This is a genomic window from Vibrio sp. 10N.222.54.E6 (genome assembly GCF_041473955.1).
GTDB classification, from domain to species: Bacteria; Pseudomonadota; Gammaproteobacteria; order Enterobacterales; family Vibrionaceae; genus Vibrio; species Vibrio tasmaniensis_A.
The window spans coordinates 40,965-67,600 of the sequence record NZ_JBFRTD010000014.1 but is presented as its reverse complement, the minus strand read 5'-3'; the positions used below and the strand labels follow the sequence as shown (position 1 = coordinate 67,600).

The following is a 26,636-nucleotide window of genomic DNA, read 5'->3' as shown; positions in this document are numbered from 1 at the left end:
ACGAGATACGAGATACGAGAAGCTTGCGCTAGCTGGGCACAGTAACGCAAGCATTTTCAGAGCCTAACGCTTAATAACCACCGTTAACGCTCGAGAACCACAAACTCCATATTGTGCTTGTTTTTCTCATCCGCCTGATAAGTATCATTAAAGCTCTGCTTCCAACCTTCTCCCCAGTCTGGGAATTGAGTATCACCATCCACATCAAAATCGATATAAGTCAGGTATAACTTGTTCGCTTTTGGTAAGCAGCTTTCATAGATTGAACCGCCACCGATGATCATCACTTCATCAACATCACTAACCAGCTCTAGTGCTTTTTCAATCGAAGTTACCGTCGTGACGCCTCCGATTTCTAAACTCTCGTCGCGGCTGATTACAACGTTCAGCCTCCCCGGTAAAGGACGTCCAATTGAATCGTAAGTCTTACGTCCCATCACGACAGGTTTACCCATAGTTGAACGTTTAAACCATGCGAAATCTGCAGGTAAATGCCAAGGCATCTGATTGTCTTTACCAATTACACGGTTGTTCGCCATTGCCGCTATCATGCTGATGATCATAAATCGAAAGTCCTGTCCTTACTTGAAAATGAAGTTGAAGCTAGACGATAGGTCTACGACGGTAGAATAACAGCCCAGGCACTGCTAAGCCAACCGCAAGCCCTGCGATAATGAACATCGATTTCAAAAAGTTCTCCATCAACAATGCCAATAGTTCTGGGTTGTATCCTGCTCGGTTAATCTCAACCATGGCAATCATCGCCTTAAAGGCAAACACGCCAGGGACCATCGGAATCAAGGCTGCAACCGTAAATACTTTCGGGTGTGCTAACAATTTATGCGACCAGTGCACCCCTATCATGCCGACCAATGTAGCAGCAAAGAACGTCGCCCATTCAATGGGAATGCCGAAATGCATCATTAAGTAACGGCTACCGTGGCCAATGGATCCTCCGAGAGCACAATAGATCAACGCTCGTTGCGGGACGTTAAACACCAATGCAAAACCAACCGCAGGAATCGCAGCAAAAAACATGTCGTTGAGTAACCCAACAAAAAGTTCAAAAATAGTCATTAGTTCACCCACCCCCATACGTCAGATAGGCTCATCGCTGCGACAATACCTAAGCTTGTAGCCAACGTTAATAAACTGGCCATGGTGAAGCGTGCGAGACCCATATTAATGTGGCCTTTAAGCATATCTGCTACGGAGTTAATCAAAGGAAAACCGGGCACTAGCATCAATACTGACGAAGCCATCACGATAGTGGGTTGACCACCAATATTGTAGAGCACTGCCTGAGCTGAAATGGTGGTGGTGACAAAAGCGGTAATAGCGAAATTTAATAACGGATTGAAATGGCGATGACCAATCTCTTGTCTCACGATCATACCGCAAGCCGAAGCTATAAACGTCATCATAAAGACATGCCAATCTCCGCCAGCAAGACGGCTAAAAGAAGCACACGATAGCCCTATCATTACGACAACTAACCAACGGTTGTAGCGTTCGGGACTGATCCCTTGGATCTTCTTATAAGCTAAATCATAATCAAGAATCCCTTTCTCCATCATGATACACACGCGTTGAATCTCGGTGATAACCTGCATATTAATGCCACGATCAGCACAACTTCGAGTCGTCGTTATGCAATGATCATCCATTACCGTTGTCACAACCAACGCATTGGCTGATAGTGCAACTTCAACTTCATTCACCCCACAAGCAATACCGATACGGCGCATAATGTCACCGACCAGTGTGCTCTCGGCGCCATGAGCTAATAACATTTGTCCTGATTGAGCGACTAACCTTGAGATCGCTCTTTGCTTTGATGCCATGATTTCCTTCCCATAGGCGTTAATTATCTAAAGATAAATTTTGCATAAAAAACAGCAAGACGTCATGATTTAGATACAAAAAAACCGCAATTTTCATTGCGGTTTAATAAAACTATCAGCGTATCTTAGAAAAAGCGACCAAAGTGCTTATAAGAAACTACGAGGATTATTAATCACGAACATAGATAACATGACCGTCATCTTCTTCGTCATCCCAATCATCCCAGTCGTCGTCATCTTCAGTCACGACATTCTTACCGGCCATCGCATCTTTATGGTAGTCATCCCACATAAAGTTAACTTTTTCTTCTTCTTCAATTGCTTCAACTTCACGAGGTAGGTTCTCCATGAACTCACCCAGTTTAAAGCAAAGATCTTTGGTACCGATCTTGTTTACAGCAGAGATCTTGAAGTACTCGCCTTCCCAACCTAAAGCTTCGACGATTTCTTGAATCTTTTCGTCAGCTTCTTCTTCAGGCATTAGGTCAACTTTATTGAACACTAACCAACGAGGTTTCTGTGCAACTTTCTCACTGTATTGCTCAAGCTCATCGATGATCGTCAGTGCATTCTGAATAGGATCAGAACCATCGATCGGCAAAATATCGATCATATGCAGAAGAACGCGACAACGCTCAAGGTGCTTCAAGAAACGAATACCAAGACCAGCGCCATCAGCTGCGCCTTCGATCAAGCCAGGGATATCGGCAACGACGAAACTCTTCTCAGGGACAACACTTACCACACCTAAGCTAGGGATTAGCGTGGTAAACGGGTAATCAGCCACTTTTGGTTTCGCAGCAGATACTGAGCGAATAAAAGTAGATTTACCAGCGTTTGGCAAGCCAAGCATACCAACATCCGCTAATAGAAGAAGCTCTAAACGCAGTTCGCGAACTTCACCTTTAGTACCCATTGTCTTTTGACGAGGAGCACGGTTAACCGACGACTTAAAACGCGTGTTACCAAGACCGTGCCAACCACCTTTACCAACCATTACTTTTTTGCCATGTTCAGCAACTTCAGCAACGATTTCATTAGTGTGGATATCAACAGCACGAGTACCTACAGGTACTTTCATGGTCATATCTTTACCACGTTTACCCGTACAGTTACCACCGCGGCCATTTTCGCCACGCTCTGCATTGTAAAAACGTTGGAAACGGTAATCGATCAGTGTGTTTAAGTTCTCATCCGCTTGGATGTAAACATCACCGCCATCACCGCCATCACCGCCGTCAGGACCACCTTTAGCGACGAATTTTTCGCGCCAAAAGCTTACTGTACCATTACCGCCATCACCGGCTTCTATTTTTACTGATGCTTCATCAACGAATTTCATTTTTTAACTCCGCACTTACGTTGCGTTACCACTCATCAAGGAGTGATATAAATTCTAGCAGATCCGTGTTTAGATCGATCACCTAAGATCTAGATCGATCTGCAACCAAGGAACAAATAAGGAGAGGTTCTTTGCTTTCTGTTTCTTAAAAAACAAACGGCTTCTCAAAACTAAACTGCTTATCAAACACCAAATTGCTTCTCAAACTAAAGCCAGAGCGTCTACTTTTTTATTCTCGCTATAAATAAAAAACCCTGCCGAATCGGCAGGGCTTTTGAATTCAGCTTGAAAGCTAGTATAAATAATCTAATAAAAGATTAAATTACTCAGCTTCGATGCTTACAAACTTACGGTTTTTAGGACCTTTTACTGCAAATTTCACTTTACCTTCAGTAAGAGCGAAAAGAGTATGGTCTTTACCGATGCCAACGTTTGTGCCAGCGTGGAACTTAGTACCACGTTGACGAACGATGATGTTACCTGCAAGAACAGATTCACCACCAAAACGCTTAACACCAAGACGTTTGCTTTCTGAATCGCGGCCGTTATTAGTAGAACCGCCAGCTTTTTTATGTGCCATTGTTAAACTCTCCTAATACTTAAGCGTTAATGCCAGTGATTTTCACTTCTGTGAACCACTGACGGTGACCAGCTTGCTTACGCGAGTGCTTACGACGACGGAACTTAACGATTTTTACTTTATCGCCACGACCGTGTTGTACTACTTCTGCAGTAACCTTGCCACCTTCAACAAGAGGTGCACCAACAGCGATTTCTTCGCCGTTAGCAACAAGAAGAACTTTATCAAATTCTACAGTTGCACCAGTTTCAACGTCTAATTTCTCTAAACGAAGTGTTTGACCTTCGCTTACTCGGTGTTGTTTGCCACCAGATTGGAAAACAGCGTACATATTTTACTCCGCTTTTTCCGCACAGCCTATGGTTGTTAATTCTACAACTCGGGTGTGCGCTAAACTAATCAATAGGGCGCAGATTCTACGGGAATCATGCCGCTATGACAAGCCATATTTTTAAAATATTGGCGAAAACATGTTCGCCAAAGAAAAGTGCGGCAATGATGCCTTTAAGTGATGTATTAATCAACGTTTTTTAGTGTATTATTCAACAATTAAATACAACGTATAAGCCTTACAGGGTCTAACTTCAGCCGGATGAACAATGGATTTTAAAGCTATCCAAACGCTTACTGCCAATGATATGGCAAAAGTGAATGAAACAATTCAAGCCCAACTTAATTCTGACGTAAGTTTAATCAACCAGCTTGGTTTTTATATCGTTAGCGGTGGTGGCAAACGCCTACGCCCTTTGCTTGCTCTTTTATCAGCTCGTGCACTTGGTTACCAAGGTGAAGCTCACATCACCTCAGCCGCTTTTATTGAGTTTATCCACACAGCAACACTGCTTCATGACGATGTTGTCGACGAATCAGACATGCGACGTGGCAAAGCTACAGCGAATGCGGCTTTTGGTAATGCAGCTAGCGTTTTGGTTGGTGATTTTATTTACACCCGCTCATTCCAGATGATGACGACGCTTGGATCTTTAAGGATCCTTGAGCTAATGAGCGAATCAGTAAATGTGATTGCCGAGGGTGAAGTTCAACAATTGATGAACTGTAACAACCCAGACACCACAGAAGAAAGCTATATGCAGGTGATCTATTCAAAGACCGCTCGTTTGTTTGAAGCCGCAACCCAAATCGGCGCAATTCTTACAGAGTCTACACCTGAGATCGAAACGGCGATGCAAAACTACGGTAAGTACCTAGGAACAGCATTCCAGCTTATTGATGATGTGATGGACTACACCGCTGATGGTAAAGAGATGGGTAAAAATGTTGGTGATGACCTAGCAGAAGGCAAACCGACGTTACCGTTGCTTTACGCAATGCGCAATGGTTCCCCAGACCAAGCAAGCATGATTCGTGAAGCGATTGAAAAAGCTAATGGTATGGAACGTCTCGACGACATTATGTCTGTCATGAAAGAGACTGGCTCGTTAGAGTACACGACCAATAAAGCCTATGAAGAAGCTGATAAAGCTATTGCTGAGCTTTCTATTCTTCCTGAGTCAGAATACAAGCAGGCTTTAACTACGCTAGCTCACCTTGCAGTAAAACGTAGCAAGTAAATAGAAGCTAAGTAGTAAATAGACAGCTATATAATAAAAAAGAGCCTGTTGGCTCTTTTTTTGATCCTGCTAGATAATACTCTGGGTCTCAATAACGACTCGATTCTAACGATAGAGGTAGTTGCGCTTCGATCTCTTCAAGTTCTTCCAACGGAACTGCATATTGCTTATGACTATTGTAAGACTCAAACAACGCGAACTGCTCTTGCTCATCGATAACCAATATCTTGCCCAAGCGACCTAGATAGTTAACATTCATCCCTTTTTGTACTCTAGTCATCGTTCAATACCCTAATTCTTCGTGGTTATAAAAAGATTACGAGTGGATTGAATACAAGGATCAAAAAAGCCGATCGCAATGATCGGCTTTCGTTAACTGTCGTTTTTAGCAGAGTTCAGTTATCTATCGCTTATTTAGCGAATTCAACACCAATCTCAATATCGCCATTTAGCGTTTCTAGCATGCTGTCTAGTGCATTGCGTTCGAAGTCGCTCAGTTCACCGTAGCTAAGAATCGCTTCAGCGCCTTCTTTGCCAAGTTTAACTGGTTGTGCGAAGAATGGTGCGTGCTCGCCTTCACCTTCAACGTAGGCACACTCAATCACGTTCTCTTCGCCTTGAAGTGCTTTCACTAGAGCAAGACCGAAGCGACAAGCCGCTTGACCCATAGATAGGGTCGCACTACCGCCACCCGCTTTAGCTTCTACTACTTCAGTACCCGCGTTTTGGATGCGAGTTGTTAGCGCTGCGATTTCTTCGTCAGTAAACTCAACACCTTCAACTTGAGAAAGCAGAGGAAGGATCGTTACACCTGAGTGACCACCGATAACAGGAACACGAATGTCGCCTGGATCTTTATCTTTCAGCTCAGCAACGAACGTTTCAGAACGAATGACATCAAGAGTAGTAATACCGAATAAACGACGCTTGTCGTAAACGCCCGCTTTCTTAAGTACTTCAGCAGCGATTGGCACTGTTGTATTTACTGGGTTAGTAATGATACCAACACAAGCAGTAGGACAAGTAACGGCAATTTTTTCAGCTAGAGACTTAACAATGCCAGCGTTCACATTGAAAAGATCCGCACGATCCATACCAGGTTTACGAGCAACACCCGCAGAAATAAGCACAACATCCGCACCTTCAAGTGCTGGAGTTGGATCTTCACCCGCGTAACCTTTGATCGAAACAGGCGTTGGGATATGGCTAAGATCGGCAGCAACCCCCGGGGTTACCGGAGCGATGTCGTAAAGTGCAAGATCTGAACCAGCAGGCAGGCGGTTCTTTAGTAGTAGGGCTAGGGCTTGACCGATGCCACCAGCGGCACCAATAACAGCTACTTTCATTGTTATTCTCCTTGAGAGCTTTCTCTTATAGATTCTTTGTAGGGTAATTCTTGAGCTAAATTTAAGTTAAAAAACTATATTAATCACAAAGTGATTACAATCAATTAACGCTAGCTTTGCGACTTCGCGCAAGTCAATAAAACCGTGCTACACAGCAAGTTCGCATTATGGCGATAATCATTTGAAATGACAAAACAACTCGTCTTAAATAACACATTATCCTATTAAATTTTTACAGTGATATGACTAACAAATTACCGTGATATTTTGGCGAGAACTGAATATGTATGCGAGAATATGCAAACATCTTTGTTAATGAATAAGAATGACATATGCGCAATACAGAAAAACAAGACAACTTAGTTCGAGCTTTTAAATCACTACTAAAAGAAGAACGTTTTGGTTCGCAAGGCGAGATTGTCGATGCTCTGAAGCATGAAGGCTTTGAAAGTATCAACCAATCTAAAGTTTCGCGTATGTTAACTAAGTTTGGCGCCGTGCGAACACGCAATGCAAAAATGGAGATGGTTTATTGTCTTCCTGCTGAACTTGGTGTTCCGACGGTTTCGAGCTCTTTAAGAGAGTTAGTGTTAGATATTGATCACAACAATGCATTGGTTGTGATACACACTGGCCCTGGTGCCGCGCAGCTTATTGCTCGCTTATTAGATTCATTAGGTAAGTCAGAAGGCATACTGGGGGTAGTTGCTGGAGATGATACTATCTTCATTACTCCAACCTTATCAGTTACCACTAAGCAACTGTTCGATTCTGTATGCGAACTGTTTGAATACGCAGGATAATTGCTCACAGTTTCATAACTATCAGCCATTACTATTGGATCACAAACACCTATTTAGTTCGTGATCCAAATCACATCCTAAGATATCTATCCCGCCTCTCCCAAAAATCACTAACTCATTGATTTTAAAAAACTCAATAGCAAATCAAACACGAGATCCAACCGTCATTTGTTAGATTTTTTCGCTATATCTTTTAACATTTGAGTAATTTTCTGCCAATTTTTGATATTATTCAGCCACTTTTTCATCACATGGATTGAAAAAGGTGCCGTTTCCAAATAGGAAACTCCAGAAACGACTACACTTGTTTCAGGGTTAATAATGAATAAAGGAAGGGAAATTCATGGCATTTACCAAACTGATTAAAGTTGGGGCTATTGCAGCTGCTGTAATGGGCGCTGGCGCAGTTAACGCTCAAGAGTTCATCACAATTGGTACTGGTTCAGTAACGGGTGTTTATTACCCGACTGGTGGTGCAATTTGTAAGCTAGTGAACAAAGGCCGTAAAGACCACAACATTCGTTGTTCTGTCGAGTCTACTGGCGGTTCAATCTACAACGTTAATACCATCCGTGCTGGTGAACTAGATTTCGGTGTTGTTCAATCGGACTGGCAATACCACGGCTACAACGGTACAAGTAAGTTCAAAGACCAAGGCGAATACAAGAAACTTCGTGCTATGTTCTCTCTACATACAGAACCGTTCAACATCATCGCTCGCACCGATGCAGGTATTAACAATGTTTCAGACCTAGCTGGTAAGCGTGTCAACATTGGTAACCCGGGTTCTGGCGACCGTGCAACGATGGGTGTTGTAATGGACTCTATGGGCTGGACTAACGATAGCTTCAAGCTTGCTTCTGAACTGAAAGGTTCTGAGCGTTCACAAGCACTTTGTGATAACAAGATTGATGCATTCATCTACATGGTTGGTCACCCGAACGGATCAATTAAAGAAGCGACAACGTCTTGTGATGCAAAACTGGTTTCTGCAACAGGTCCACAGATCGACAAGATCGTAGCTGAAAACCCATACTACGCATACAGCACAGTACCTGCTGGTATGTACCGCGGTACAGATGCTGACGTAAATAGCTTTGGTGTTGCTGCAACTATGGTAACAACTTCAGACGTTTCAGATGAAGTAGCATACAACGTTGCTAAAGCAGTATTTGAAAACTTCGCAACATTCAAACGTCTGCACCCAGCATTTGCTAACCTGAAAAAAGAAGACATGGTTAAAGCGGGTATCTCTATCCCTCTTCACCCAGGTGCCGCAAAATACTACAAAGAAGTAGGTCTTCTAAAGTAACTCTACTTTAAGCCTACTAAACCAATAAGGAGGCTAGTCCTCCTTATTGGATTTTCACGTTTTATAAAAATAATTTAAGTGAAAAGAACAACCCTTTAAGTTTCTCCAATTTGGAGGATTTACCTTCGTATCAAGCCTAAGACAAAGACGAACAAAGAACGCATTTCTCTATCCATTCACTACACTAGATAGGAAAGAAATCACGTTTAGTTGTTCGTAACAAAAGGCAGACCATCAATAATAAGGATAAAGTACATGACGCAGACAACATCACCGTCTCCAGATGTGCAAGAAATGGTGGCACAATCAGATACTGGTGCGCGTAGCCCTCGTGGTATCCAAGGCCGTATTTTATGGTTTGTGCCTCTATGTTGGTCACTGTTCCAACTTTGGTATGCATCTCCGCTGCCATTCATTTTTAACTTCGCAATTTTAAACGACACTGAAGCTCGAGCAATTCACCTTACGTTTGCTATTCTCCTAGCCTTTACCGCTTATCCAGCCATGAAGAATTCGCCTAGGGATCGCATCCCAGCTGTCGACTGGATACTAGCGCTTGTAGGTAGCTTTTCAGCTTCTTATATCTATATTTTCTATACTCAGCTCGCTGAACGCTCGGGTGCACCAACAACATTCGATATTGTTGCGGCCGTATTCGGTATGGTTCTACTGCTTGAGGCAACACGACGCGCTTTAGGTCCACCTCTTATGGTTGTGGCAGCAGTCTTCTTACTTTACACCTTTGGCGGTCCACACATGCCAGACGTTATCGCCCACAAAGGTGCGAGCCTGAACAAGGCAATGTCGCATCTGTGGTTAACAACAGAAGGTGTGTTCGGTGTTGCTCTTGGCGTATCAACGTCATTTGTATTCTTGTTTGTACTGTTTGGTGCAATGCTTGAGCGCGCGGGTGCAGGTGCTTACTTCATCAAAGTGGCATTCTCTCTGCTTGGCCACATGAAGGGCGGCCCAGCGAAAGCAGCCGTTGTAGCATCTGGTTTATCTGGTCTGGTATCAGGTTCTTCGATTGCTAACGTAGTTACCACTGGTACCTTTACTATCCCGCTAATGAAGCGTGTTGGTTTCCCGGGAACAAAAGCGGGTGCAGTAGAAGTCGCAGCTTCAACCAATGGTCAATTAACACCACCGATCATGGGTGCAGCAGCATTCTTGATGGTTGAGTACGTGGGCATCTCTTACGTAGAAGTAATCAAAGCAGCACTACTGCCCGCTCTGATCTCTTACATCGCCCTGATTTACATTGTTCACTTAGAGGCATGTAAAGCAGGTATGACGGGCTTACCTCGTCGTCACACACCAACTATCGTGCAAAGCCTACTCTCTTTCACTGGTACTATCTTAGGCCTATGTGTCATCAGTGCAGCGGTTTACTACGGTGTCGGCTGGACAAAAGATGTCTTTGGCGCTGCAGCCACACCAATTGTGACTGTTGCTCTATTAGTCTCTTATGTCGCTCTGGTTCGTGTTTCTGCTAAATACGCAGCTGAAGGTGGCATGGAAATCGACGAGAACCTAACAGAAGTACCTGATCCAGGCCCAACGATTAAGTCTGGCCTTCACTTCCTACTGCCTATCGTAGTTCTAGTTTGGTGTTTAACGGTTGAACGTTTCTCTCCAGGTCTGTCGGCATTCTGGGCGACCGTGTTCATGATCTTCATTCTGATCACTCAGCGTCCTTTAATGACTCTGATGAACAAATCAGACGATCTCGCAGAACAAACAAAAGCAGGCTTCGTTGATCTAGCAGAGAGCTTAGTTTCAGGCGCACGTAACATGATCGGTATCGGTGTAGCGACAGCTGCAGCTGGTACGGTTGTAGGCGTGGTAACGCTGACAGGTATCGGCCTTGTAATGACCGATTTTGTTGAGTTCATCTCAGGCGGTAGCATCATTCTAATGTTGTTATTCACTGCGGTAATCAGCTTGATCTTAGGTATGGGCTTGCCAACAACGGCGAACTACATCGTTGTATCAACATTGATGGCACCAGTAATTGTTACCTTAGGTGCAGCGCACGGCTTGATCATTCCACTGATTGCGGTTCACTTATTCGTGTTCTACTTCGGTATTCTTGCGGACGATACACCTCCGGTAGGTTTGGCTGCATTTGCGGCCGCTGCGATTGCTAAATCAGACCCGATTCGTACCGGTATTCAAGGTTTTACCTACGATATCCGGACCGCGATATTGCCGTTCATGTTCATCTTCAACACCCAACTACTGTTGATGGGCATTGATTCTTGGTGGCACTTAGCACTGACGATTTTCTCTTCGGTTACTGCGGTACTTATCTTTGCAGCAGCGACACAAGGTTGGTGGTTCACTAAGAACAAGTGGTGGGAAACTATACTGCTTATCGTTCTGACCTTCTCTTTCTTCCGCCCTGGCTTCTGGTGGGACATGATTTATCCAGAGAAAGTTCTTTCACCTGGAGTTGAGATCGCTCAAATCACAGAAAATCTATCTGTGGGACAATCACTTGAATTGAGAGTCGGTGGCGAAAACTTAGAAGGTAACTATTCTGAGAAAACAGTTCGCCTTCCGTTTGAAGATTCTGCGACAACAAGTGAAGACCGCATTGCTTCAATGGGCCTAATGCTGACCCAAGCTGACGACAAGATGATTGTTGATATGGTTGAGTTTGGTAGCCCTGCTGAAGCTGCTGGCATTGACTTTGATTGGGAAATTAAATCCGTTATCCAAGATGCAGAACGACCAATGAAAGAGTGGGTATTCTTACCTGCCCTATTAATTTTGATTGGTTTAGCGATGAACCAAAGAAGGCGTGCTCGTAAGGATGAGATTAGCGCGTAATGGATAGAGCCAAATAGCGCTCTACTCTATTTGGCTTTTTTACTACATGGAAAAGATAATTACAGCGCTTGGTATGTACTCGGCGCTGCTCAAAAAGAGACGAATACATGTATAGACAAATCCTTGTTCCCGTTGATCTGAACGACAAAGGCTTTTCTGATAAAGCGGTCGAGCTAGCGGTATGGCACGCGAAACACAGTAATGCTGAGATCCACATTCTGAACGTATTACCGGGCATCCACATGTCGATGGTAGCGTCTTACTTCCCGAAAGATGCAGCAAACCAAATGAAGCTTGATGTTAAAAATCAGCTGAAAGAATTTGCTGATAAGCATATTGACGATGATGTGATCTATAAAGTTCACGTTGCCGAAGGCAAGGCCTACACAACGATTCTTGATTGCGCAGAGAAACTAGGGGCAGATCTTATCGTGATGCCTAGTCATAAGCGCTCGAAAATCGACAAGGTTGTACTGGGTTCTGTTGCAAGCAAAGTGGTTCAGAACTCACCAATCAATGTATTGGTAGTTAAGCCGCAAGGCTAAATCACTTAATCGACACAACGATCTAAATCTAAAAAGGTTGGCCTAAAAGCCAACCTTTTTTTATTTTGTGCTTGCACCATTCAATTCTTCAATCAACTCACTAAGTTCTGCGGATTACCTGCAACAAACCCATCAATATTATCGATTAAGATATCAGACAGTTTTTGAATTGAACTGTCGCTGCCCCACGCCACATGTGGTGTTAGCAGTAAATTAGGTAAGTGGCTGTTAGCCAATAGTGGATTCGAATTATCTGCAGGTTCTTGTGTAAACACATCCATGCCCGCACCTGCAATCTCATTACTTTTCAAAGCTTCAACTAAGGCCTGCTCATCGACAAGTCCACCACGGCCAGCATTAATTAATACCGCACTTGATTTCATCATGGTTAGCTCTCGCTCTGAAATCAGATTTCGAGTCGCTTCAGTTAATGGACAATGTAAGCTGATCGCATCCGCTTGCTGTAACACCGTATCAAAAGGTAGATACCCTTCTCGACAAGAATCAGCCCCTTTACGCTCAGTAAAGATGACATTCATACCAATCGCTTTTGCTAATATCGCGGTCGCTTGCCCTAAGCTACCACTCCCGATTAAGCCCAATGTACTGCCTGCAACATCTTGAATCGGATGAGTAAAGAAACAGAATTGTTTGTCCTTTTGCCACTCGCCAGCCTCGATATCTTGATGATAACCAACGAGGTTTCGCTTAAGCGTAAACAGCATCGCGATAACATGTTCAGGTACCGATTGAGTCGCGTAGCCTTGCACGTTTGTCACCGCTATGTTGTTACTCTTGCAGTAGCCAACATCGACATTGTTCACACCCGTTGCTGAAACAGCTATTAGCTTAAGTTGTTGTGCTTGAGCCAAATTCGATTCGTTAAGCACGACCTTGTTGGTAATAACAACATCAGCGCCTTCTATTCGTTCAGACACTTGTTCTGGCGAAGTGAAGTCATACTCCACCCACTGATGCTCAAAGCTAAGGGGTTTTAAATGTATTTGAGATGGGATGGTAGCTCGGTCGAGAAAGACCACTTTCAACTTCGGCATTGTACGTCCTTGCATTGGTATTAATTTAACCATTCTAAGCTTTTAGCTTACTGTAGTCTGGAAGCTCTGGCGCAATTTCAAAGTGCTGCTCGATTTGTGGCGATGCTTGAGGGTAAAAATCACATGGCACGAAAGCTTTGAAAAGCTGATTATTAGCCGGATGATAAAAACTCAGTTCACATGCGTGTAAAGCTAACCTGTCACTATAATTAAACGCATCTGGTGTTGCATAAAACTCGTCGCCCACAATTGGATTCCCTAGCTCCATGCAGTGAACACGCAACTGATGAGAGCGACCAGTGATCGGCAGCAATTTCAATAATGTCGTTTGAGGCTCTTGTTGCTCAACCACATAGCGAGTCTGAGATGGTTTACCATCGTCGAAACACACTTTCTGTCTAGGGCGATTCGTCCAATCGCAAATAAGAGGAAGGTCAATCAAACCTGCCTTGTCTTCCATTGAACCCCACACTCGTGCGTAATAAAGTTTGTGTGTCAGTCGATATTGAAATTGCTTCTTCAAATGCCGCTCAGCCTGTTTATGCTTAGCCAATAGCATCAAGCCTGATGTAGACATATCCAACCGATGCACAACTTGAATCTCCGGAAATTCGACAACCAACCGACTCCACATACTGTCGTAGTGCTCCGGCAGTCTCCCCGGTACCGAAAGCAGGCCTGCTGGCTTGTTCACCACAAGAATATCATCATCTTGATAGATAATATCAGTCCACGATTCACGTGGTGGTGTGTACTGTTCTAACGCCATTAGAGCCTCTTAATTACTGGTTAATAAATAACTCATGGTCGATTCGTTTATTAAAAAATACAATTTTAAACACTTTTGTACATAAAAGTTGACGAAATTACGAAACATGGTATTGATAAGGTAACGGAAAATAAGAACTAAGCCTCAAAGGAAAAACGATGGAAAGTACGGCTAAAACCACCTCAACACCAACCTCCACACCACTTTCAAGCCTGATTAAATCTTTTGGCCCAGGAATCATGATGGCCGCAGCTGCGGTCGGTGGATCTCACTTAGTCGCTTCAACGAAAGCTGGCGCTATTTATGGATGGCAACTAGCCGCACTGATTCTTTTAGTTAACGTATTTAAGTACCCATTCTTTAGAGCCGGCATCCAATATACCCTTGGTACTGGGCAAAGCTTGGTGGAAGGATATTCTAACCTCGGTCGACCTTACCTTGTTATCTTTTCGATACTAAGTGCCATTTCCGCCGTGGTAAATACCGCAGCCTTACTGCTATTCAGTGCAAGCTTACTGAGTTACTTTATTCCTTTTGATTTGGCCACCAGCACATTGTGCATGATCGTTTTAGCTACGTGCTTGATCATTCTATTCGCTGGCCATTATCGCGCGCTCGATACACTGTCTAAAGCGATCATGGCGATCCTGACCATCACAACCTTGGCTGCAGTCGCTATTGCTATCGGCTCTCCAGTTGAACCTGATGCGGCTTTTGTTCCACCATCACCTTGGTCATTGGCAGCTATTGGCTTTATCGTTGTCACTATGGGTTGGATGCCCGCGCCTATCGAGATATCAAGCATCACCTCTATGTGGCTAAAAAGCCAAAAAGAGAAACAAGAAGTGACCGCTCAATCTGCACTGTTCGATTTCAACGTAGGCTACATTGGTACGGCACTGCTTGCTTTGGTATTCGTTGCTTTAGGTACACTAGTACTTCATGGAACAGGCGTTGAATTGTCTCGCTCTGGTGTTGGCTTCACCCATCAATTGGTCGGCATCTACGCTTCCACGATTGGTGAATGGTCTCGCCCACTGATCGCTCTTATCGCCTTCTTCTGTATCTTTGGCAGTACCATTACCGTTATCGATGGTTACTCACGCGTGCTTGCCGAATCACAGCGCCTGTTATTGAAAAAAGAATCGAGCCCAAAAATGCTGCAAGGCTGGATCATCATTGTCTCTCTCGCGGCACTCGCAATTGTGATGTTCTTCAGCGCAGCACTGATGCCAATGCTTGATTTTGCGATGGTGCTTGCCTTTGCTACTACGCCATTCTTCGCATTGCTTAACTTCATCTTAGTAAGCAAAACTAAGCTTCCTGAAGGATTGGCGATTGGCACTAAGCTAAAATGGTTGTCTGTGGTAGGCCTTGTTTACCTATTTGGCTTCTTAGCTCTGTTCGTTTGGTGGAAATGGTTGATGTAATCTGCTCTCCAAATTCTTAGCCAAACTGTTAACCAAGCTCTTAACTAAGTTATAGATACAAATAAGGCCTTCATGATGAAGGCCTTATTTCGTTAAAGCATTTAGCTAATTCAAAACTAGTTGTGAGAAACCACAATCAAACGTAGCGAATCAAGCTGAACCTGAGCCTTGCTGATGTAACCTGTCAGTTCGTTGATTTGAGCTTCGATAACCTCTAGCTCTTCATCACGAATGTTAGGGTTAACCGCTTTAAGCGCTTGTAGACGCTCTAACTCACCGTTCAAGTTAGTTTGCATATCTTTCTGAGCTTGTTGACGAACCTCTTCAACCTTCGGCAGTACATGCGTCTCACCTGCTTCGATTAGTTTGTGAATCTCACCTTGTACCGAGTTCACTAGCTTGCTCGCTAAATGACGGTTTACCGGGCTTAGTTGACGGTTAAAGCTATCGAATTCAACCTGAGCAGATAAATCGTTACCACGACCATCCATCATCAAGCGAATCGGCGTCTTAGGCAGGAACTGGCTGATACCGCTGCGCTTTGGCGCTTGTGCATCAACAAGGTAAACCAACTCAAGTAGAATCGTACCGACTGGCAGCGCTTTGTTCTTCAGTAGAGATACCGCAGACGCACCCACACCTTCACTCAATAGCAGATCAATACCGCCCTGAATCATTGGGTGTTCCCAGCTAATAAAATTCATGTCTTCACGAGAAAGCGCGGTTTCACGGTCAAACGTAATCGTTGCACCTTCATAAGGTAAGCCTGGGTAGCTTGGCACCATCATGTGTTCAGAAGGTGTCACAACTAGTGCATTTTCACCCTTGTCATCTTGGTTCAGACCAATGGTGTCAAACAGGCTCAGTGCAAAAGAAACTAGGTTAGTATCACCATCAGTAGACGCGATCTTTTCAGCAATCTCATGGGCTTTATCGCCACCATTTGAATGCATCTCTAGTAGGCGATCTCGGCCTTTTTCTAGATCCGATTTCAGGCTTTGATTGAGCTTCGCTGATTCTTCAATGACTTCATCAAGCTGCTCAGTGTTACCAGAAGCCAGCATTTCGATCAGTACATCAGAATACTTATCGTAAACCGTGCGACCAGTAGGACAAGTCTCTGCGAATGCATTCAAACCTTCATCGAACCAACGCGCTAGAATCGCTTGCGATGTGCCTTTTAGGTAAGGGACATGAATGTCGATATCTCGAAGTTGACCGATACGGTCCAAACGACCAATACGTTGTTCAAGCAAATCCGGGTTAAACGGAAGATCGAACATCACTAACTGGTTAGCAAACTGGAAGTTACGACCTTCAGAACCGATTTCGCTACAGATAAGAACCTGAGCGCCGCCCTCTTCTTGAGCAAAGTAAGCCGCAGCTTTATCACGCTCTAGAATCGACATGCCTTCGTGGAATACCGTTGCACGCACACCTTCACGCTCACGCAGTGCTTGTTCTAATTGCAAAGCAGTACTTGCACGAGAAGCGATCACTAGGATCTTTTCGCTGCGCTTGTCTTGGATTTTTTCAATCAACCAGTTCACACGTGAATCGAACTGCCACCAGCTTGAATCTTCACCTTCAAATTCTTGGAAGATCTCTTCTGGATACAACATCTTCATCGCTCGAGCTTCTGGTGCCATCTTGCCACCGATCATGCCCGATACACGCATCGAGGTTGTGTACTGCGTTGGAATGTCCATCGGCAGTAGGTTTACATTACGCTTAGGGAAGCCTTTGATTGCAGCACGTGTATTTCTAAAAAGAACACGGCCAGTACCATGGCGATCCATAAGGTTATCAATCAGTTCTTGGCGAGCTAAGGCTTGCTCTTCTTCGCTGCTATCACCTTCGATAACACGGAACAGTGGCTCAACATCTTGCTCAGACAGAAGTTCTGTAATTTGGTTCTTCGCGCTGTTTTCAAGCTTCACGCCAGAGAACAATGCCGTTACTGCATCAGCAACTGGCGCATATTGGTCTTCTTCTTCAACGAATGCTTCGTAATCGTAGAAGCGATCAGGATCAAGCAGACGCAGACGCGCAAAGTGACTCTCACGACCCAGCTGTTCAGGGGTCGCTGTCAGTAGCAATACACCAGACGTGTTTTCAGCTAATCCTTCAACCACTTGGTATTCGCGGCTCGGTTTGTCTTGGCTCCACTCAAGGTGGTGCGCTTCATCGACAACCAACAAATCCCACTCACCTTCAAGTGCTTGCTCGTAGCGCTTACGGCTCTTGCGTAGGAAATCCAAAGAACACAGGACGTATTGCTGTGTATCGAATGGATTATCTGATTCTGCAAAAGATTCAATACAACGCTCTTCATCAAAGATAGAGAAGTGCAGGTTGAAACGGCGCATCATCTCAACTAGCCATTGGTGTTGTAGTGTTTCAGGAACCACAATAAGAATACGTTCCGCACGGCCAGACAACACCTGCTGGTGGATAATCATACCCGCTTCTATGGTTTTACCTAGGCCAACTTCATCAGCCAGTAAAACGCGTGGAGCGTGACGACGACCGACTTCATGAGCAATGTAAAGCTGATGAGGGATAAGACCTGCACGCATACCACACAAGCCGCGCATTGGGCTCTTATGTTGTTGGTATTGGTTGCTTAAAGCACGGTAGCGCAACGCAAAGTTATCCATACGGTCGATTTGACCTGCGTACAGCTTATCTTGTGGCTTGTTAAAGCGGATCTGGTTACTTAAAAAGATTTCACGCAGAGTCACCTCTGTCTCTTGAGTATCTTCACGAATACCCAAATAAGTCAGTAGCCCTTTATCTTCGATAACTTCTTCAACAGATAAAGACCAACCTTCTTGGCATTCGATGACATCGCCTACATTGAACGCCACTCGGGTTACGGGAGCATCTGTGCGTGCATAGACGCGGTTTTCTTCTGACGCAGCAAACATTACTGTTACTGTGCGAGCATCCATTGCTACAACGGTACCTAAACCTAAATCGCTCTCCGTATCGCTTATCCAGCGTTGCCCCAAAGCAAATGTCATGAATCGACTACCTCAATCTTATAGTTGGAATTTGGTCTTTCTAACTGCAATTTCAAACAAGAACGTTATTGCTCTTGAACTAAAAATATAGCCAAAAATGCCTAGTTTGCAGCCACTTTTTAAGTGCGCTCTTAATAATAAATATCTTGAGAAAATGGTGCAGAAAAAGGTCGCTAATCTTACTCGATGCTGTGATTTAGGTCACGCCTAAAGGAGACGATTTCATACTTTTTTTCTGTTTTCATAAGTGCAATCAAACTGTCAAAAAATCATGGTTATTCTATGGAGAGCAGAATGCAGCTCTCAAATGAAGTTTAGGTGAGTTGTTGACTATCACTAGAATCAGATACTAACCTTTATATGAGCTTAATCTACGTTCAATGAATGCAAGGCAAGCCGCACGTCGGCAAGGAGATGCTATGGGCGAGACCAACCGGAAGCTATTTGTTTTAGACACCAATATCCTACTTCACGAACCCTTCGCTATATTTTCTTTCCAAGAGCACGATGTCGTTATCCCAATGACAGTGCTAGAAGAACTCGACAGAATCAAAGACAGTAAAAGAGATGTTGCTCGAGATGCGAGAATTGCGATTCGAACTCTCGAAGACTTATTCAGGGAAGCCACACCAGACCAAATATCGGAAGGCATCCCTTTTTCTAAAGACATAAACGCATCTGGCAGTATTTCAATACTCGCAGATTACGAACTTCAAGAAAGCATCAAAGCCTTCGCCGATGACAAAGCTGGCGATAACCGAATCCTCAACGCAGTCCTCTATCTTCAAAATAAACGCGCGCCACGCGAAGTGGTTCTTATCACCAAAGACATCAACATGCGTTTACGAGCCAAAGGCGCCGGTGTCCGTTTTGTTGAAGACTATCAAACCGACCAATTGATTGATGATATCCAATACCTCACCAAAGGCTTCCAACAACTGGAAGGCTCATTTTGGGATGGTATCGATAATGTCGAGAGCAGAAGTTTAGGCGGAAAGACCCTGCACACCTTAGCAAGAGCGCCGTTCGAGCCAACCTTTCTCAACCAGTATGTGATTGACGAAGAAAGTGACTTTGCAGCTCGAGTCGAAGAGATTGAAACTGAAAGCATTACACTAAGAGACCTCAGTCGCGAAAGACTAATGAATCGCAGAGCATGGGACATCACACCCAAAAACGTATACCAAGGTATGGCGATCGATGCCCTGCTCGACCCTGATATTGATCTGGTGATTCTCACTGGCGCTGCTGGTAGTGGTAAGACACTGTTAGCCATGGCTGCTGCACTTGAACAAACTATTGAACGTAAACAGTTCGATAAGATCATCGTAACCCGAAACACACCTGATATAGGTGAGTCGATAGGGTTTCTTCCGGGTACAGAGGAAGAGAAGATGTTGCCTTGGTTAGCTGCAGTGACCGATACACTGGAAGCGCTGCACAAGAATGATCACTGCACAGAGGGCTCGATGAAGTACATCTGTGATAAAGCCAACATCCAGTTCAAATCGATTAACTTTATGCGTGGTCGTTCAATTCAGAATGCATTTGTGCTTTTGGATGAGTGTCAGAACCTGACCGCTTCACAAATCAAAACCATCATCACCCGTTGTGGTGAAGGGACCAAGATCGTCTGCTCAGGAAACCTAGCGCAGATAGATTCTTCCTACCTAACTCCTGTGACCTCGGGGCTCACCTACATGGTCGAGCGTTTTAAAAACTTCGAAGGCAGTGCCAACATCCACCTCAATGGTGTGGTGCGTAGCCGACTGGCTGAGTTCGCGGAAGAAAACATGTAGACTCTGCGCGCTCACAGAACCAGTAACCTATAAACAAAAAGCGCCTCACAATAGAGGCGCTTTTCAATTTATCTTTATAGTGATTTTTCAGAGGCTAATCTGCTTTACTCAGTACCACCGACGGTTAGCGAGTCTAGCTTCAACGTTGGCTGACCAACACCCACTGGCACACTTTGACCAGCCTTACCACACACACCAACACCACGGTCAATGCTTAGGTCATTACCGACCATAGACACCTGCTGCATTGCTTCGATACCAGAACCGATCAGCGTCGCGCCCTTCACTGGGTGAGTGATCTTGCCGTTTTCAATCATGTACGCTTCAGAAGCTGAGAACACAAACTTACCTGATGTGATATCAACCTGACCGCCACCGAAGTTCGGTGCGTAGATGCCTTTCTCAACCGTTGCAATGATCTCTTCCGGTGTGTGTTCGCCCGGCAGCATGTATGTATTCGTCATACGTGGCATTGGAAGATGCGCGTAAGACTCACGACGACCATTACCTGTCGGCGCTACACCCATTAGACGAGCGTTTAGCTTATCTTGCATGTAACCTTTTAGGATGCCGTTTTCGATTAGCGTATTGTACTGACCATTAACACCCTCATCATCAACGTTCAATGAACCGCGTAGATCCGTTAATGTGCCGTCATCAACAATCGTACATAGGCTTGATGTAACTTGCTCGCCGATCTTGCCAGAAAATACTGAAGACTCTTTACGGTTGAAATCACCTTCTAAGCCGTGGCCTACCGCTTCATGCAGTAGAACACCAGGCCAACCAGAACCAAGAACCACAGGCATTGCACCAGCAGGCGCAGCAACCGCTTCAAGGTTAACTAATGCTTGGCGAATGGCTTCATCAGCGAACTGGTAAGCAACTTGAGAACCGTTAGCATCACTTAAGAAAAAATCGTAACCAAAACGACCACCGCCACCGGCACTGCCACGTTCACGACGATCGCCTTTCTGTGCAAGTACGCTAATTGATAGACGAACCAACGGGCGAATATCACCAGCGAAAGTACCATCAGTTGCCGCAACAAGCATCTGTTCATGTACACCACTTAGGCTCACCGATACTTCAGTTACCATCGGTTCTTTAGTACGAATGTAAGCATCAAGCGCTTTAAGTAATTCTGTCTTTTGCTGCTTTTCCCAGCTTGCTAGCGGATTAACTGCATCATAGTAAGCTTGGTTAGAGTTACGCTTGAAAGCTTGTACCTTACCGTTTTGCCCTTGCTTAGCGATACCGCGAGCCGCGATTGCACTCTGTTTAAGGCCATCCAATTGGATTTGGTCAGAGTAAGCAAAACCGGTTTTTTCACCAGATACCGCTCGTACACCAAGACCACAATCGATATTGAAAGAGCCGTCTTTAATAATGCTGTCTTCTAGCACTAAAGATTCATGCCAGCTTGACTGAAAGTAAATATCAGCATAATCAATTTGGCGGGTAGCAATGCTCGCCAATGTATCTGCGATATTTTGCTCCGTCAGCCCTGTTGGGTTCAGTAGCGCTTCTTCAATTTGATTGATGCTCATAAATGGCTCTTATTTGTAATTAAAATTGATTGGTAAATCGAGAATGCTGCGCGATTGGCATATTTTGCCTGATTGATTCGCAACTGGATGTGTCTATCTCAACCACCATACTTTTAGGATCTTGGTCTAGCTGTGCAACCACTCGTCCCCATGGATCAACCACCATTGAGTGTCCCCATGTTTCTCTTTGGCAAGGATGATTTCCGCCTTGCCCTACCGCAATAATCCACGATTGTGTTTCGATCGCGCGGCATCTTAATAATGCTTCCCAGTGAGCTTGCCCTGTTACTGCGGTAAAAGCTGCCGGTACCACTATGATTTGTGCACCTTGCTTGCGTAACTCTGAATACAAGTGCGGAAAGCGCACATCATAACAAATACTCAAACCTAAGCGACCAAAAGGCGTTTCCGTTGTTACCACTCGGTCACCGGGCGTGAAAATATCCGATTCTCGATAGCACTTATGTGCGTCAGCGACATCCACATCAAACATGTGTAGCTTGTCGTAATGAGCAACGAGGCAACCAAAATCATCAACCACCAAAGTTGTGGTAGTCACGCCTTTAGCTGTGCTTATCGGCATACTGCCAATAACAATCCAAATTCGGTAAAGCTTTGCTAGCTCAGAGACTTTCTTTTGCAGTGGGCCATCATTTAGAGGCTCAGCATACTGGTGATAGTCGGCTTTACTGCCAAAGACTAACGCATTTTCAGGGCACACAACCCACTTAGCCCCCAACTCTTTGCACTTTGCTACTTCTTGAGCAAGATAATCAAAGTTCAAGTCAGGTCGAGGGCCTGATGTCATTTGAATCAACCCAACACAATCCATGTGTATCGCTCCTCCATTCATTATGATTCAGAAATCAGCATTTCACCGTATATTAGCTGATTAGGATACTAAGTTTTTTTCGGCTAATTTAAGGTTTATTTGGCTAATTTAAGGCTTATTCGGCTAATTTTCTGAGTTTTTCTGGTAGCTGGAATTCTCCAGAACTGCGAGAAAGCTCGCTCACTGTTGGTGAATCCAACGGTCCTTTCACCGAATAATTAACTTGGGTAAAGACTTCAACAACCGGAGAAATAACCGTAGTCACCGCTAACACGTATAGCGCTGTTTGAGGCGTTACCGCAAAAGCCGTTAATACTGGAATCCCGGAGGTGATATCTGGGGTGAAGTTCACTTCAGCATCGACCTCGCGTGTATTGAGGTTGGCGATCCCTTTTATTTTCATCTCACCGGCGACCGCATCCATATTCAGATCGTTAGTCAGAAAGATACCATTTTGAATCTCGCCAGTTCCTGTGATGCTGTTGAATGCCATGCCATTATCAAATACGTCCGAGAAGTCGAGCTGCATCTTACGGATAATCGAATCTAGGCTAAACAGCCCCAGTAATCGAGCTGCGCCACTCACATCCGAGATAATACCTTTACCAAATTGGGTTTTAACGTTGCCATCAAGGGTATCCATTTTGATCCCCCAAGGCGAACCATCCCAAGTCAATTGACCTTCTAACTCAAAGGGCGCTTTTTGAATCCCGGAAGTAATACCGAAACGCTCCATTAACTCACTGTTGTTTTCACCTTCAACATCAAGAGTTAACGATGAATGACTCTTATCGCCTTGCAGTTCCCACCAGCCACTGATATCCGCTTTATTTCCGCCGCTTCTCACCTGAATCTTATTCCACTCAATGCGGTCTTCCTTTCTCGCCATTTCAACATCAACCTTGCCAACTTTATAGCCTTGAAGCCAGAAGTCGTTCAAGGTCAGCGTCAAATTCGGCATCGCATCATGGAGCTTTCTATCCAACTCAGAGATCAATGGTGCTTCTTGCGCCTTACGCTGTAGCAGTTGATCTTGGTTTTTCTTGTCACTCCACCCAGGAACAAACAGATGCAGGCGATCCAATGAAACCGTCAAATCATAAGGTGGCAGGTAGTTAATATCTCCTTCTAGCTCTTGGCTAGACACTTCCATTTGCCATGCTTGCTTATTTTTTCGAGCGCTAAAATCAACATCATTCCAAGAAATACCACCTAAGATCAGCTCTTTGCTCTCGAAGGTGATGCGACGTGGCGCTGGAATGGTTGGCCTGTTCATCTGGCTAAGGACAGCATCCGATGGTTGCACTGGCTCCATGACTACTGACAGCCAGTCATCGGCATTGAACTTATCGGTACGAATCAAGGCATGGTGCCCTACCACGGGGCTAATTTTATAGCCACCACGACCAAGGACTAAATTGGTCGCCGTTAATTCAGGAACATCGCCGGAAATATCAATCTCAGCTTGGTATTTAGTGCTCGGCAATTGCAGACGCGCGGTAATCGATTCTTGATTGCCCGAGGCTTGTAGCCTTGCCGAGCCACTTTCTAATGACTTTTTAGCTAATGGGTATGGGTAATCACTCGCTAAGTATTTGAGGTCTGACTGTAAGTCGAGTTGGTAAGTAAAACCAATATCATTAAGTTGAATATCGATCTGGCTTTGCCATTGTGCATGACCCGACAAACGGCTTAACCACTGCTCTCCGACATACGGCTTTAGAGGATTGACGTCCCAATCACCTAACACATCAAGATCCACTGCATAGCCAGGTCCATCATTAAGACCTTTAAAGTCAACCGAGATACCTTGATTAAGCAAATCAGCTGCAAGACCACTTGCTGTCACGACATCATTATCAAATTCAATACGACCAGTGGTGTTCTCTAGCACCATTGGTGGAGCTTCAATCTCAACATGATTACCACTCAGATCTGCATATCCCCACGCTCTAGGTTCTTGTTCAGAATCAAACGGAATATTAAGCTGGAACTCAGAAGAGACATCACCACTCACTTTAAGCGCAGTTAACGCAGCACCCACAGAATCTACGAGTGGCGAAGCAGTCATGTAATTTCGAACTGCATTACCAGACGCCGTTGCTTTAGCTTCAATTTCGATATGACCGCCTTCCCCTAAATAAGGAATACGACCAGTGATTCGATCTGCCGCCACATCCATCAATTGAGCGGAGCGAGAGTCTAAATACATCGCATCATTTTCAAATAACAGGTCAAGTTGAAGGTCGGTTATCAATGGCCACGCGGTATCGAAGCTGAACTTAGCGTCTTCTAAGCCAACCCAAACTTGGAAAATACCATCATGATTGGTGTACGGGTATTGGGCTAATTCACCATGCCAAAGTAATTTAACGGTGTCGGCCTTACCCGCTTGAATCGCTGTTGAAAGGTAATCGGTTAAGTCTTGGCCAAGTGCCAATGTCGGCAAATAGCGCCATGTCTCACCGACGTTGTAAGCGTCCGCTTCACCATAAAAAGAAAGGTAAGGGCTAGCGTTATCTGGAAAGTCCAAGCGAAATGCGCCTAGTACTTGTAAATCTGGCGTGGCTGCAGTGATTTTGTCCGACCACAGTTTCCAGCCGTTTTCATCTTGCTGCCAAACAATATCAACCTGACCTTGTTTGATATTCAGAGGCGCTTGGAAAACATCACCATAAGGAAACACATCATCAATAACATATAAGCTGGCTTTCGCTTCCGAAGCCGAGCCAAACACATGCCCAGATACTTGGCTAAAGCCAGGGACTAACTCCCATTGTTCGATCGCCAAATCGGAAAAGTTCGCAGAGTAACGCAAGCTTTCAATTCCAGAGTCCATCGCAACGCGAATGTCTGAAACGATACCGCCCGGTGCCAATGCATTGATCATTTGGGTAGATTGCGAAGAATCTGGCATCAACTTGATCAACGGAGTAATGGTTTCAACATCAAGTTCAGAAACATTAAGTTCCCACGGGCCTTTATTCCACTTGAAAGCGACATCAAGTTCAGGCCAAGGCCTGTCATCCGTTCTTAGATTTAGTGAGTGACCATTAACCTGCCATCCACCATCAATGGGGGATAATTTAAAAACACCCGACTCAAGCATCAAGTCATGTTGACCATCTTCATTCCAAGTCAGTTCTGAAGGTAATACCTCAACATAAGCGCTAACTGGCTTGCTATTTCGTAGCGTTAGCCAGCTATTCAAGCTCACCGTGCCCGTCTCAATGCCGGATTCTGCCTGCATATAACGAGTTAACCAAGGCATTACTGAGATACTATCCGCGCTGACATAAAACTCGCCCGTCATATCAGTTAAAGAACCACCATCAACAAAGTTAGCACTTACTGACAAAGAGTTGAGGTTAGCGTCTTTAATACTTACTACCCCCTCCGCAAGGTGATGTTTACCTGAGTTTTGCCATTTTAAAGTTTCGATATCAAGCTGACGTTCTTCACCAGAGATAGTTCGATATAGAAGAGAGGAATCTTTAGCGGTCACATCCACCAAAGTTTTTAAAAGTAAATTGTCCAGCTCCTGCATCACTCGCTTGGAAGAGCCGGGGTCTTTAGGTTCATCTTTACCGTTTTGCCCGGCAAATAGATCAATTGAGCGGATGTCGAGGTACATTTGATTCATGACCAAATCGGCCACGACAGGACGCATCTGCACGACCGATTGAATCAAGTCAAACTCAACTTCAACACGCTCAACAGAGAAAGCCACATCTTCTGCGTTGGGAAGGCTAGCCTTAACACCTTGCAGAGCAATAGAGGGGTGAGTGTTACGCCAAAAACCACCCACATCTTGAATAGAAAACTCAAAACCGGAATGTTGGTTTACCCAAAGCTCAATTTCAGATTGATACTTATTTAAATTGGGTAAGGCTACACGCAGTGTAGTGACAGCAATGGCTAGTGTTACTAAGAGAGTAACCACTAACCATAGACATGTACGAAGAATCAGAGTAACGCTTGAACTCACAAAATATCC

At 44.6% G+C, this 26,636-nt stretch carries 21 protein-coding genes; 7 read left to right on the top strand and 14 right to left on the bottom strand.

Annotated elements, in window-relative coordinates:
* Nucleotides 1-83: 83 nt before the first annotated feature.
* The 6 genes from folA to rplU all read right to left on the bottom strand — a co-directional run bounded on the left by folA (nucleotide 84) and on the right by rplU (nucleotide 4,097).
* Entirely contained in the window at nucleotides 84-563 is a 480-nt protein-coding gene (gene folA / locus AB4513_RS09655; protein WP_009847829.1) for a type 3 dihydrofolate reductase, read from the bottom strand.
* 40 nt (nucleotides 564-603) lie between these two features.
* The gene (locus AB4513_RS09650) at nucleotides 604-1,077 is read right to left on the bottom strand and encodes a threonine/serine exporter family protein (RefSeq protein WP_009847830.1); all 474 of its coding nucleotides are present in this window, start codon (nucleotides 1,075-1,077) and stop codon (nucleotides 604-606) included.
* Nucleotides 1,077-1,844, bottom strand: a complete 768-nt coding sequence (locus AB4513_RS09645) for a threonine/serine exporter ThrE family protein (protein WP_004735903.1) — start codon at nucleotides 1,842-1,844, stop codon at nucleotides 1,077-1,079. The genes AB4513_RS09650 and AB4513_RS09645 overlap by 1 nt, the downstream gene beginning before the upstream one ends.
* A 169-nt stretch (nucleotides 1,845-2,013) precedes the next feature.
* A complete protein-coding gene (gene cgtA, locus AB4513_RS09640; protein ID WP_009847831.1) occupies nucleotides 2,014-3,186 on the bottom strand; it encodes an Obg family GTPase CgtA in 1,173 nt (390 codons plus the stop codon).
* A 322-nt stretch (nucleotides 3,187-3,508) separates the two neighbouring features.
* A complete protein-coding gene (gene rpmA, locus AB4513_RS09635; protein ID WP_004735905.1) occupies nucleotides 3,509-3,766 on the bottom strand; it encodes a 50S ribosomal protein L27 in 258 nt (85 codons plus the stop codon).
* 19 nt (nucleotides 3,767-3,785) lie between these two features.
* Complete coding sequence (gene rplU, locus AB4513_RS09630; RefSeq protein ID WP_004740823.1) at nucleotides 3,786-4,097, bottom strand: 50S ribosomal protein L21; 312 nt, start codon at nucleotides 4,095-4,097, stop codon at nucleotides 3,786-3,788.
* Nucleotides 4,098-4,365: 268 nt separating this feature from the next.
* Between rplU and ispB the strand changes: the two genes are divergently transcribed.
* Nucleotides 4,366-5,337 (top strand): octaprenyl diphosphate synthase, encoded by a 972-nt coding sequence (ispB, locus tag AB4513_RS09625; RefSeq protein WP_009847832.1) that lies wholly within the window; start codon nucleotides 4,366-4,368, stop codon nucleotides 5,335-5,337.
* 88 nt (nucleotides 5,338-5,425) lie between these two features.
* Here the strand turns inward: ispB and AB4513_RS09620 are convergent, their stop codons facing one another.
* Both AB4513_RS09620 and mdh read right to left on the bottom strand, forming a co-directional pair.
* Nucleotides 5,426-5,617, bottom strand: a complete 192-nt coding sequence (locus AB4513_RS09620; RefSeq protein WP_009847833.1) for a hypothetical protein — start codon at nucleotides 5,615-5,617, stop codon at nucleotides 5,426-5,428.
* A gap of 130 nt (nucleotides 5,618-5,747) precedes the next feature.
* Nucleotides 5,748-6,683, bottom strand: coding sequence for a malate dehydrogenase (gene mdh, locus AB4513_RS09615; RefSeq protein WP_009847834.1), 936 nt, complete (start codon nucleotides 6,681-6,683; stop codon nucleotides 5,748-5,750).
* A gap of 332 nt (nucleotides 6,684-7,015) precedes the next feature.
* Between mdh and argR the strand changes: the two genes are divergently transcribed.
* The 4 genes from argR (at nucleotide 7,016) to AB4513_RS09595 (ending at nucleotide 12,178) form a co-directional block, all read left to right on the top strand.
* Nucleotides 7,016-7,486 carry a transcriptional regulator ArgR gene (argR, locus tag AB4513_RS09610; RefSeq protein ID WP_004735909.1) on the top strand — a complete coding sequence of 157 codons (471 nt, stop codon included), beginning with the start codon at nucleotides 7,016-7,018 and terminating at the stop codon, nucleotides 7,484-7,486.
* A 343-nt stretch (nucleotides 7,487-7,829) separates the two neighbouring features.
* Nucleotides 7,830-8,798, top strand: coding sequence for a TAXI family TRAP transporter solute-binding subunit (locus AB4513_RS09605; protein WP_009847835.1), 969 nt, complete (start codon nucleotides 7,830-7,832; stop codon nucleotides 8,796-8,798).
* Between the two features lie 255 nt (nucleotides 8,799-9,053).
* The gene (locus tag AB4513_RS09600; RefSeq protein ID WP_102257737.1) at nucleotides 9,054-11,633 is read left to right on the top strand and encodes a TRAP transporter permease; all 2,580 of its coding nucleotides are present in this window, start codon (nucleotides 9,054-9,056) and stop codon (nucleotides 11,631-11,633) included.
* Nucleotides 11,634-11,740: 107 nt separating this feature from the next.
* Nucleotides 11,741-12,178, top strand: coding sequence for a universal stress protein (locus AB4513_RS09595; RefSeq protein WP_009847837.1), 438 nt, complete (start codon nucleotides 11,741-11,743; stop codon nucleotides 12,176-12,178).
* 92 nt (nucleotides 12,179-12,270) lie between these two features.
* On the opposite strand, the gene AB4513_RS09590 is transcribed toward AB4513_RS09595, so the two are convergent.
* A complete protein-coding gene (locus AB4513_RS09590; protein ID WP_009847838.1) occupies nucleotides 12,271-13,233 on the bottom strand; it encodes a D-2-hydroxyacid dehydrogenase in 963 nt (320 codons plus the stop codon).
* A 34-nt stretch (nucleotides 13,234-13,267) separates the two neighbouring features.
* The gene (locus tag AB4513_RS09585) at nucleotides 13,268-14,002 is read right to left on the bottom strand and encodes a pseudouridine synthase (RefSeq protein WP_102257738.1); all 735 of its coding nucleotides are present in this window, start codon (nucleotides 14,000-14,002) and stop codon (nucleotides 13,268-13,270) included.
* A 158-nt stretch (nucleotides 14,003-14,160) separates the two neighbouring features.
* Here AB4513_RS09585 and AB4513_RS09580 point away from each other — a divergent pair, with 158 nt between their 5' ends.
* The gene (locus AB4513_RS09580; protein ID WP_009847840.1) at nucleotides 14,161-15,432 is read left to right on the top strand and encodes an NRAMP family divalent metal transporter; all 1,272 of its coding nucleotides are present in this window, start codon (nucleotides 14,161-14,163) and stop codon (nucleotides 15,430-15,432) included.
* Between the two features lie 116 nt (nucleotides 15,433-15,548).
* Here AB4513_RS09580 and rapA read toward each other — a convergent pair whose 3' ends face one another.
* A complete protein-coding gene (gene rapA / locus AB4513_RS09575; protein ID WP_009847841.1) occupies nucleotides 15,549-18,458 on the bottom strand; it encodes an RNA polymerase-associated protein RapA in 2,910 nt (969 codons plus the stop codon).
* Nucleotides 18,459-18,877: 419 nt separating this feature from the next.
* Between rapA and AB4513_RS09570 the strand changes: the two genes are divergently transcribed.
* The gene (locus AB4513_RS09570) at nucleotides 18,878-20,257 is read left to right on the top strand and encodes a PhoH family protein (protein ID WP_009847842.1); all 1,380 of its coding nucleotides are present in this window, start codon (nucleotides 18,878-18,880) and stop codon (nucleotides 20,255-20,257) included.
* A gap of 104 nt (nucleotides 20,258-20,361) precedes the next feature.
* Here AB4513_RS09570 and tldD read toward each other — a convergent pair whose 3' ends face one another.
* From tldD to AB4513_RS09555, 3 genes are all read right to left on the bottom strand, one after another.
* Nucleotides 20,362-21,807 (bottom strand): metalloprotease TldD, encoded by a 1,446-nt coding sequence (gene tldD / locus AB4513_RS09565; protein WP_009847843.1) that lies wholly within the window; start codon nucleotides 21,805-21,807, stop codon nucleotides 20,362-20,364.
* 19 nt (nucleotides 21,808-21,826) lie between these two features.
* Entirely contained in the window at nucleotides 21,827-22,639 is an 813-nt protein-coding gene (locus tag AB4513_RS09560) for a carbon-nitrogen hydrolase family protein (protein WP_009847844.1), read from the bottom strand.
* A 115-nt stretch (nucleotides 22,640-22,754) separates the two neighbouring features.
* On the bottom strand, nucleotides 22,755-26,627 hold the full coding sequence (locus AB4513_RS09555; protein WP_009847845.1) for a YhdP family protein: 3,873 nt from the start codon (nucleotides 26,625-26,627) through the stop codon (nucleotides 22,755-22,757).
* Nucleotides 26,628-26,636 lie beyond the last annotated feature (9 nt).